Annotated in this window: 5 protein-coding genes and 2 pseudogenes; 2 read left to right on the top strand and 5 right to left on the bottom strand. The window is 42.3% G+C overall.

Annotated features, from left to right (window positions below):
* From CRJ00_RS16445 to CRJ00_RS16430, 4 genes and pseudogenes are all read right to left on the bottom strand, one after another.
* A pseudogene (locus CRJ00_RS16445) lies at positions 1 to 188 on the bottom strand (IS5/IS1182 family transposase); the annotation flags it as partial.
* A 147-nt stretch (positions 189 to 335) separates the two neighbouring features.
* Complete coding sequence (gene odhB / locus CRJ00_RS16440) at positions 336 to 1589, bottom strand: 2-oxoglutarate dehydrogenase complex dihydrolipoyllysine-residue succinyltransferase (protein WP_099367837.1); 1254 nt, start codon at positions 1587 to 1589, stop codon at positions 336 to 338.
* A gap of 65 nt (positions 1590 to 1654) precedes the next feature.
* A complete protein-coding gene (locus CRJ00_RS16435; protein ID WP_099367836.1) occupies positions 1655 to 4393 on the bottom strand; it encodes a 2-oxoglutarate dehydrogenase E1 component in 2739 nt (912 codons plus the stop codon).
* 75 nt (positions 4394 to 4468) lie between these two features.
* Positions 4469 to 5692 (bottom strand): deoxyribodipyrimidine photo-lyase, encoded by a 1224-nt coding sequence (locus tag CRJ00_RS16430; protein ID WP_099367835.1) that lies wholly within the window; start codon positions 5690 to 5692, stop codon positions 4469 to 4471.
* A 251-nt stretch (positions 5693 to 5943) separates the two neighbouring features.
* Here CRJ00_RS16430 and CRJ00_RS16425 point away from each other — a divergent pair, with 251 nt between their 5' ends.
* Both CRJ00_RS16425 and CRJ00_RS16420 read left to right on the top strand, forming a co-directional pair.
* Positions 5944 to 6768, top strand: coding sequence for a hypothetical protein (locus CRJ00_RS16425; RefSeq protein WP_099367834.1), 825 nt, complete (start codon positions 5944 to 5946; stop codon positions 6766 to 6768).
* A 57-nt stretch (positions 6769 to 6825) separates the two neighbouring features.
* A complete protein-coding gene (locus tag CRJ00_RS16420; protein ID WP_099367833.1) occupies positions 6826 to 8664 on the top strand; it encodes a UbiD family decarboxylase in 1839 nt (612 codons plus the stop codon).
* 527 nt (positions 8665 to 9191) lie between these two features.
* On the opposite strand, the pseudogene CRJ00_RS16415 reads toward CRJ00_RS16420, so the two are convergent.
* A pseudogene (locus CRJ00_RS16415) lies at positions 9192 to 9421 on the bottom strand (IS110 family transposase); the annotation flags it as partial.

The following is a 9421-nucleotide window of genomic DNA, read 5'->3' as shown; positions in this document are numbered from 1 at the left end:
TTGAACATCTTGATGGGGCTCTCTGCTGTACGCCCATTGGTCTGGCAATACTTCTCCAAAAGTTCCTCATGTATAAAACTGAAATCGATAAGATCGTTGATTTTGCGAAGTAGATTGTCTTTTGGAACAATGATATCGTACAATCCCGAATAGGAACTGAACTGAATTTTTTGTTGGGTAGAAAGCATCCTGATATCCGTTAAAGCCTACTTTAAGATACGAAAAAAGGAGCAGAAAACTGTTGTTTTCCACTCCTTTTTTTAGCCCATTCTAAAAGGGGACTTTTTCAGTGCCCTCATTTAATTCGACTGCCTTTTCCTTATATCTGGTAGGAATTATACTTCCAACAATAAACGAGCTGGATCTTCCAACAATTGTTTAACACGTACCAAGAAGCTTACCGACTCACGACCGTCGATGATACGGTGGTCATAAGAAAGTGCAATGTACATCATCGGACGGATTACCACTTGACCATTCTCTGCGATAGGGCGTTGAATAATGTTGTGCATACCTAAAATAGCTGATTGAGGTGCATTGATGATAGGTGTTGACATCATGGATCCGAATACACCACCATTGGTAATGGTAAATGTACCACCGGTCATTTCGTCGATTGTTAATTTATTGTCGCGTGCTTTTCCAGCCAATTCAGCAATTGCTTTTTCAATTTGGTGAAGAGACATCGCATCTGCATTTCTGATCACTGGTACTACCAATCCTTTTGGTGCAGAAACAGCGATGGAAACATCAGCGAAATCAGAATAAACGATTTCATTTTCATCGATACGAGCATTTACTGCAGGCCATTCTTTCAAGGCAGTTGTTACCGCTTTAGTGAAGAAAGACATGAATCCTAGTCCGATACCGTGTTTCTCTTTGAAAGAGTCTTTGTATTTCGCTCTTAGATCCATGATCGGCTGCATGTTCACTTCGTTGAACGTAGTCAACATAGCCGTTTCGTTCTTCACCGCTACCAAACGCTTAGCGATGGTTTTACGCAATGAACTCATTTTTTCACGACGTTCAACACGTTCGCCAGCTACAGCAGGAGCTGCAGGTTTTGCAGCGGCAGGTGCAGCAGCAGGTTTTGATTCTGCTTTTGGTGCAGATGCTTGAGCTTTTTCAGCATCTTCTTTGGTGATTCTTCCATCTTTACCAGTTCCCTTGATGCTGGAAGGATCGATACCTTTTTCCCTAAGGATTTTTGCAGCAGCAGGAGATGCGGTGCCAGCAGCATAGCTATCTGGGTTTTCATCATCCGATGCAGCAGTTTCGCCTTTTGCAGGTGCAGCAGCTTCTTCCTTCGCTGGAGCGGCTTCTGATTTCTCAGATCCACCAGCAGCAGGAGCATCGCCTTCTTCAATGGTACATACAACAGCTCCGATCTCTAAGGTATCACCCTCTTGTGCGATGATACGTAGGATACCAGCTTTCTCTGCCGGTAATTCAAACGTTGCTTTGTCTGATTCCAATTCGGCAATATTCTCGTCCATTTCAACGTAATCGCCATCTTGTTTTAGCCATTGGGCCAAGGTTACCTCGGTGATTGATTCGCCTACCGAAGGCACTTTGATTTCTAAGCTCATATAATTCTTTTTTAAAACCGTCCGTTACATATTCCTTATATATAACGGACGGTCTAACATTTTGTTTATTCGAATGATTTGTTAATTATTGCTTCTTGTTGTGCTACGTGTTTTTTCATGTAACCTGTAGCTGGGCTACCGCTTGCTGTACGTGCGATATAATCCGTGAATTCAATATCCGTTCTGCGTAAGGTACGGCAGTAATATGGCCAAGCACCCATGTTCTCATTTTCCTCCTGAACCCAGATAAATTCTTTGGCATTTTTATAGCGCTTATGGATCGCTTGCAATTGCTCCACTGGTGCTGGATAAATTTGTTCTATCCTTACGATCGCTACATCCGTACGTTTATCGGCCTGTTGTTTTTCCAATAGATCGTAATATATCTTTCCGGAACAGAACAACACACGTTTTACCGTAGTTGGTTTTGCGTAGCTATCATCGATTACCTCTTGGAAATTCTCTTTCGTAAAGTCTGTTAATTTAGAAACCACTTTCGGGTGGCGCAACAAACTCTTCGGTGTAAATACGACCAATGGTTTACGGAAGTTACGAACTAATTGACGGCGCAATAAGTGGAAGTAGTTTGCTGGTGTGGTACAATTGGCAATGATCATATTGTCGTTTGCACATAATTCCAAGAAACGCTCAATACGTCCTGAAGAGTGTTCTGGACCTTGACCTTCCATACCATGAGGCAACATCATCACCAATCCGTTCGAACGCTTCCATTTGGTTTCAGCGCTGGAAAGGTACTGGTCTACGATGATTTGTGCACCATTGTAGAAGTCTCCGAATTGGGCTTCCCAAATGGTCAGGGCTTGCGGATTAGCCAAAGCATAGCCATATTCAAAACCTAAGACCGCATACTCGGAAAGTAGGGAGTTGTAGATATTGAAACGTTCACCACCATTTACATTTGCCAATGGGATGTATTTTTCTTCTGAATCTTCTAGGGTTAATACGGCATGGCGATGCGAGAAAGTACCACGTTGAACATCCTGTCCGGAGATACGAACGCGTTTTCCTTCATCCAATAAAGTAGCATAAGCCATTAACTCGCCCATTGCCCAATCGTAACTGTCATTCTTGATCATGGCAGCACGGTCTTCGAACAATTTCGAAATCTTACGGAAAAACTTCTTGTCTTTTGGAAGGGAAGTGATCTCACCAGCCAATTTCAAGAATTCCTTGTCAGATACCTTGGTGTCAACCGTGGTATGAATCTCTGCTTTTTTACCGGCATGTAATCCTTTCCAAGCACCACCAAACATAGGAATCTCTTCTTCCAGGTTCTCTACTTTTTTGGCAGCATCCAATTGCTCCTGCAGATAATCCTTGAATTCTTTTTCAATCGCTTTGGAGTACTCCGTATCCACCGATTTCTCGTCGATTAATTTTTTAGCATAAACCTCTTTCGGGTTCGGATGCTTTTCAATGGCCTTGTACAATAATGGCTGCGTGAATTTAGGTTCATCAGCCTCATTATGGCCATAACGACGGTAACATAATAGATCGATGTAAACATCGGTTTTATATTTTTGACGGTATTCTACCGCAAGATTAATCGCATAAACTACTGCTTCTACATCATCACCATTCACATGGAATACAGGTGAGGAAGAGATTTTTGCTACGTCTGTACAATAGGTACCAGAACGTGCATCTTTATAGTTGGTTGTAAAACCAACTTGGTTGTTGATCACGATATGAATGGTACCACCAGTGCGGTAACCTTCAAGCTTCGACATCTGTGTAACTTCGTATACCACCCCTTGACCAGCGATAGCTGCATCACCATGGATTAAGATCGGTGCAATCTTAGAAGAATCACCATCGTATTTCATATCGATCTTAGAACGTGTAATACCTTCAACGATCGGATCTACAGTTTCTAGGTGAGAAGGGTTTGGTGCTAAAGATAAATGAATGTGTTTTCCATCTTCAGTGGTAACATCCGAAGAATAACCTAAGTGGTACTTCACATCACCACCAAATTGTAATTCCGGATCTTCTTCCGCATACATCTTACCTTCAAATTCGGAGAAGATGGTTTTGTATGGTTTACCCATGATGTTGGAAAGCACGTTCAAACGACCACGGTGAGCCATTCCGATCATGAATTCCTGAATACCCAAGCTTGCTCCAGTTTCGATCACCGAATCCAATGCCGGAATCAAACTTTCTGCACCCTCTAGGGAGAAACGTTTTTGACCTAAGAATTTAGTACCTAAAAAGCTTTCAAAAACGACAGCACGGTTCAATTTCTTGAAGATGCGTTTTTTCTGATCGATGGAATAATTGGGTTTATTTCTATCCGCTTCCATACGGTCTTGCAACCATTTGATCTTTTCAGGGTTACGGATATATTTAAATTCCGCACCGATAGATTCACAATAGGTATCTTCGATCAATTGGCGGATATCACGTAGTTTCGCAGGACCTAAGCCTACCTCTACACCAGCGTTGAACACCGTGTCCATATCAGACTCGGAAAGACCAAAGGTCTCTAACTCTTTGCCAGGGTAGTATTTACGACGCTCGCGTACAGGGTTTGTGTGGGTGAAAAGGTGTCCACGGTCTCTGTAACCATGGATCATGTTCAATACGTCAATTTCTTTTAACGCGTGTTCTGAAACATTATCAGCTGCAACAGTGCCTGGGTCTGCACCTTTTCCGAAATCAAATCCTTCGAAAAATTTCTGCCAACCGAAGTCTACGGAGTTCGGGTCTGCTTTGTACGATTGATATAACCCGTCGATGTAACTCGAATCGGCATTACTCAAATATGTCATATTGTCCATGCTGGATACGTAAGATAAAATTTTGCCAAATTTAGCAATAATAATATAAGTTTACAGCCTAATATTAGGCTAGTTTTAATAATTTACAACTTTTTTCCGAAACTCGGTCCAGTCCTGGGAAACATTTTCCTTGGCACTGGTTCCTACGGAAGCCATATGCGACCAGAACCCATACGTGGTAGCTGGCGCATAGTCCAATAGGTATTCCTCAAAAAATGCGGCACCTATTAACCAGTTGGAGGAGACATTCTGCGTAAAATACCTCGCTAACATTCTTCTCACTGCGTAGGTTATATTTCCTTCTTCCTTCAGTTTTGCAATTCCTTCATCCACCGCTTGGTCACCTGTGGTTCCCGATTTCCATTGTTCCAGTTTGTCTTTATCTAAAAAGGAACTCGGTTTTTCCGATTGACTGCCTTTCAATTTGAAGAATACATTGGGATATTTCTTCAACATGAAGCGGAAATAATCCCGCCATAAAAGTGTCGTCATCAAACGGTCGTACCGGCGTTTGTTCTGGATGAGGTTGGAGTTGCGCATCTGATCGTAGATGTAGATCGGCGACAGGGCACCAACGGCTATATAAGGTGAAATTTCGGTGTAATTCGCTAAGGATTGAAAAGTTGGATCCAACAGCTGCTGGAGTTTTTCCATGGCGTGGGTTTCGCCTGCCGGAATCAGCTGGTCGATCTCTTCAACAGTTGTGCTGTAGCCCAGTTCTTCTAAAGAAGGTAACTTGGTAGCCTCCAGATGAGTCGGAGACGGGATGGCTCTAGGTTCGTCAAATGGCTTGCGAACACTGCTTTCCCGTTCTATTTTTTTTCTGAAAATATTGAATTTATCAGGTATATCTTTGATAGGGAAGGGTAGGTCTTCCTTATGGTATAAGGTGTGGCCAATAAAGTGCCTCAGGTTTATTTTTTGTTCCCATAACGCTGCTTCTACCATTTCGGAGATCTGTGTTTCCCGAGTGGCTACTTCACGGTGATGGTACACCTCCGAAACCTCATATTTAGCACATAACTTGGGGATAATCTCTTCCGGATAACCCACGAAGGTCATCAGATCACTCTGTAAAGCCTGTAATTTTTCTTTGAGATGGGAAACGGTTTCACGTTGGAAAAGAGCCCTGTTTAAACCGGTATTATACTGGTCAAATTTGTTCTTGTTGTAGTATCGCGGATCAAAACAAAAGACGGGAATAACGAGGTCGAATTTATGAAGTGCTTCCGTTAACACTTCATTATCGTGTAATCTTAAATCATTTCTGAACCAAACAAGAACTACTTTTTTACTCATGTTGTTTTTTTCCCAATATGCGATGCTAACAAATATAGCCTTTTAGATAGGTTTATAATGCTTTTAACCCCAATTTTTACACGATATAGACAATATGTATTTTAGTAAATGTTTAATATTGTTAAATTTTAAAAATGATTAAACTTTCATAAAAATAATCTGTTTCATATGGTAAAGTTGTTTACTAAAAAATAGGAGGACTGATGGAGATACTTTTATCCGGACTCAATTCATATTTAGGCAAAAGGGCCATGAGCAACCTAAATGCAGATGAGTATCATGTCCATGGGATTGCACGTGATGTCGATCTCTATAGAGCGAAGCAGATTGAAGAGCCAACGGCGAGTTTAGATATGGTAGACCTGTTGAGAAAAGGTCAGGAATATGAAGATTACAAAGTAGTAGGTGGAATCCAATTGGGAATCTATATTACCCATGTTCCCACCCTGTCAGAACATGTCAATTTGAACATGGAACTGATTACCTTGAATAATTTTGTTCAATTGGCCGAACGAAATGGTTGTAAGCGTATTGTTTACATCGCCCGTTTAATGGATAAGCCCTATATACAAGTTATCAAGCAGGTTTTGGAACATTCTGGTCTAACCTATACCATCGTATTGAAAAATTTAGCGATCGGGAAAGGAAGTGTGCTCGATAAGTACATGCACAAATTGATCAATTCGAAGTACTTGGCCTACGATACGGATTTTGCTAAAATAAAATTCAATCCCATTTCGGCTTTAGACCTTATTCGTTGGATCTATAATGTAGACTGGGAAAAGAATTTCAAGAATGAGATCATAGAAATCGGTGGTGCCAAAACGGTGACCATCCAGGAAATGTTCAGGCTTTACAAAAAAACGCTATACCCGAATAGTAAGGTGCAGAGTGTTAAAGTACCAGGTATTTTGATGAACATGTGGTTCAAAAGACTATATAGGATCAATAAAGAGGACTTGATCGAATTCAAAAGGTTGATGTCTATGGAATATCCTATAGATAACAGTACTTGGAAGAATATCATGTTGTTCTCCTTTACTCCTTTGGACGAAGTAATCCAATTTGACCAATAGCCTTAAACTTTAATTATTGCCTTCTTTCCATTACATTTGTAGCTATTTGCTATTACTATGGGATATAAAAGTTTACGTGATTGTGTTCAGGATCTGGAGCAACATGGACATTTGATTCGAATCAAAGAGGAGGTTGATCCTTATCTTGAAATGGCGGCAATCCATATGCGTGTATATGATGCGCAAGGGCCGGCTTTATTCTTTGAACGGGTCAAAGGTTCCAAATTTCCAGCGGTTTCCAATCTTTTCGGTACGTTAGATCGTTCCAGGTTCATGTTCAGGGATTCCCTGGATCATGTGAAAAAACTAGTGGATGTAAAAATGAATCCGATGTCGGTGCTCAAGAAGCCGTTCCAATATGTAGGCTCATCCATGGTGGCGCTGGGGGCATTGCCTTGGAAAAAGAAGTCAGGGGCTCCGATCCTTTATGGACAGACCCAGATATCCGAACTTCCCCAGATCGTCAACTGGCCTATGGATGGAGGTCCATTCGTGACCATGCCACAGGTTTATACCGAAGATATCAGTAAGCCGGGAATCATGAATGCCAATCTGGGCATGTACAGGATTCAATTGGCGGGCAATGATTATATTCAAGACCAGGAAATCGGTCTTCATTACCAACTTCACCGAGGCATTGGTGTACATCAGACCAAGGCCAACCAATTGGGTAAGCCTTTAAAAGTCAGTATTTTTGTTGGAGGTCCGCCTTCACATCCCTTGTCTGCCGTGATGCCACTACCGGAAGGTCTTTCGGAAATGATATTTGCCGGTACATTGGGAAACAGACGCTTCCGTTATTTTTATGATGAAGAGGGTTTCTGTATTTCAGCGGATGCTGATTTTGTGATCACAGGTACCGTATATCCCAATGAGAACAAACCGGAAGGGCCATTTGGCGACCATATCGGCTATTATTCCTTGGTACATCCTTTCCCTTTGATGAAAGTGCATAAAGTGTACCATCGGAAAGATCCAATCTGGTCGTTCACGGTCGTTGGAAGACCTCCACAGGAGGATACCAGTTTTGGTGCATTGATCCATGAGATCACGGGGAATGCGATTCCACAACAGATTCCGGGCTTGCATGCCGTTCATGCGGTAGATCCAGCTGGAGTTCATCCCTTGTTGTTTGCCATCGGAAGCGAAAGGTATACCCCTTATCAAAAGGTGGAAAGACCACAGGAGCTATTGACTATTTCGAACCTGATCTTGGGAACCAACCAGTTGAGCTTGGCGAAATTCCTATTCATTTCTGCGAAAGAGGATAATCCAGGATTGGATATCCATCATATCAAGGATTTCTTTAGCCATATTTTTGAACGGATCGACCTGAGCAGGGACCTACATTTCCAGACCAATACCACAATCGATACGTTGGACTATACCGGTGATGGATTGAATACGGGATCTAAAGTTGTTTTTGCTGCTGTGGGCGATAAGAAAAGAGAGCTGGCTACGGAACTTCCTGTAGATCTGGATCTACCTAGGCCGTTTAACCATGCGAAATTAGCTTTGCCAGGAATTATTGTGGTAGATGGGAAAGGATTTAGTACCTATGAGGAGGAGAACAAGGTGATTGCTGCATGGGCAGAAGCAGTAAAAGATAAGAATTGGAACGGGATTCAGTGTATTGTATTGGCTGATGATGCGGGGTTTGTGGCAGAGAATGAGAATAATTTTGTTTGGGTTACTTTTACAAGAAGTAATCCTTCGCATGATATACATGGTGTTGGGGCATTTACGGAATTTAAGCATTGGGGCTGTAATGGTCCAGTGATTATTGATGCGAGGAGTAAGCCTCATCACGCACCAGATTTAATCAAGGATGAAAAAGTGGAAAGAAGAGTGGATGAGTTGGGTGCCAAAGGTGGGTCATTGCATGGGGTTATTTAATATGTCATCCTGAGCGTAGTCATGCTGTCATCCTGAGCGTATTTATATTGTCATCCTGAGCGGAGTCGAAGGATCTGTACGCCATATTCCGAGGCCGAATCAAGTAGTTGATTCGGCTTTTTTTTTATTTGCTTGGTTCGTGGTGTAGGCAGGATTTAAGTGATATGTAAGTGAGTTGTAAGTGACTTTTAGCACTTACACCTCACTTACAAGTCACATACACCTCACTTGCAGAAAGAGCCAAGTCACGTCATTGCGCCATCCTCGTCATTGCGAGGAACGAAGCAATCTTTCCGTATGTCATGCTGAGCGTAGTCGAAGCATCTGTTCGATAGTACCCGTACAGATCCTTCGACTACGCTCAGGATGACAATGGTAGTGCTCAGGATGACAATGGTAGTGCTCAGGATGACAGGGTTCAAAGATTGCTTCGTCGTACCTCCTCGCAATGACGAGGTGTGCCTCCTCGCAATGAACTGTGTATATATCCAAATAATAAATTAAATTTTCTCCAAATAATATTCTGATTAGGCCGCTTTTGCGATGTAGCCCTTTCCAGATTTTGCGATGGCGAATGCCTGTTTGATCAGTTTGTTCACCACTGCTATGATTGCGACCTTGTATGGCTTTCCTTTTTCCATCAACCTCCCATAAAGCTCACTGCAGGCGGTGTTGCTCCTGATGGCGGATATTGCCGCCATGTACAGCACCTTTCTGACGTGGCCCATCCCCATCTTGCAGATATGCCCCTTTCCCT

Source organism: Sphingobacterium sp. 1.A.4, assembly GCF_002734245.1.
Classification (GTDB): Bacteria; Bacteroidota; Bacteroidia; order Sphingobacteriales; family Sphingobacteriaceae; genus Sphingobacterium; species Sphingobacterium tenebrionis.
Note: the sequence above shows the minus strand (reverse complement) of the source record. Positions and strands in the feature narration are given on the sequence as shown.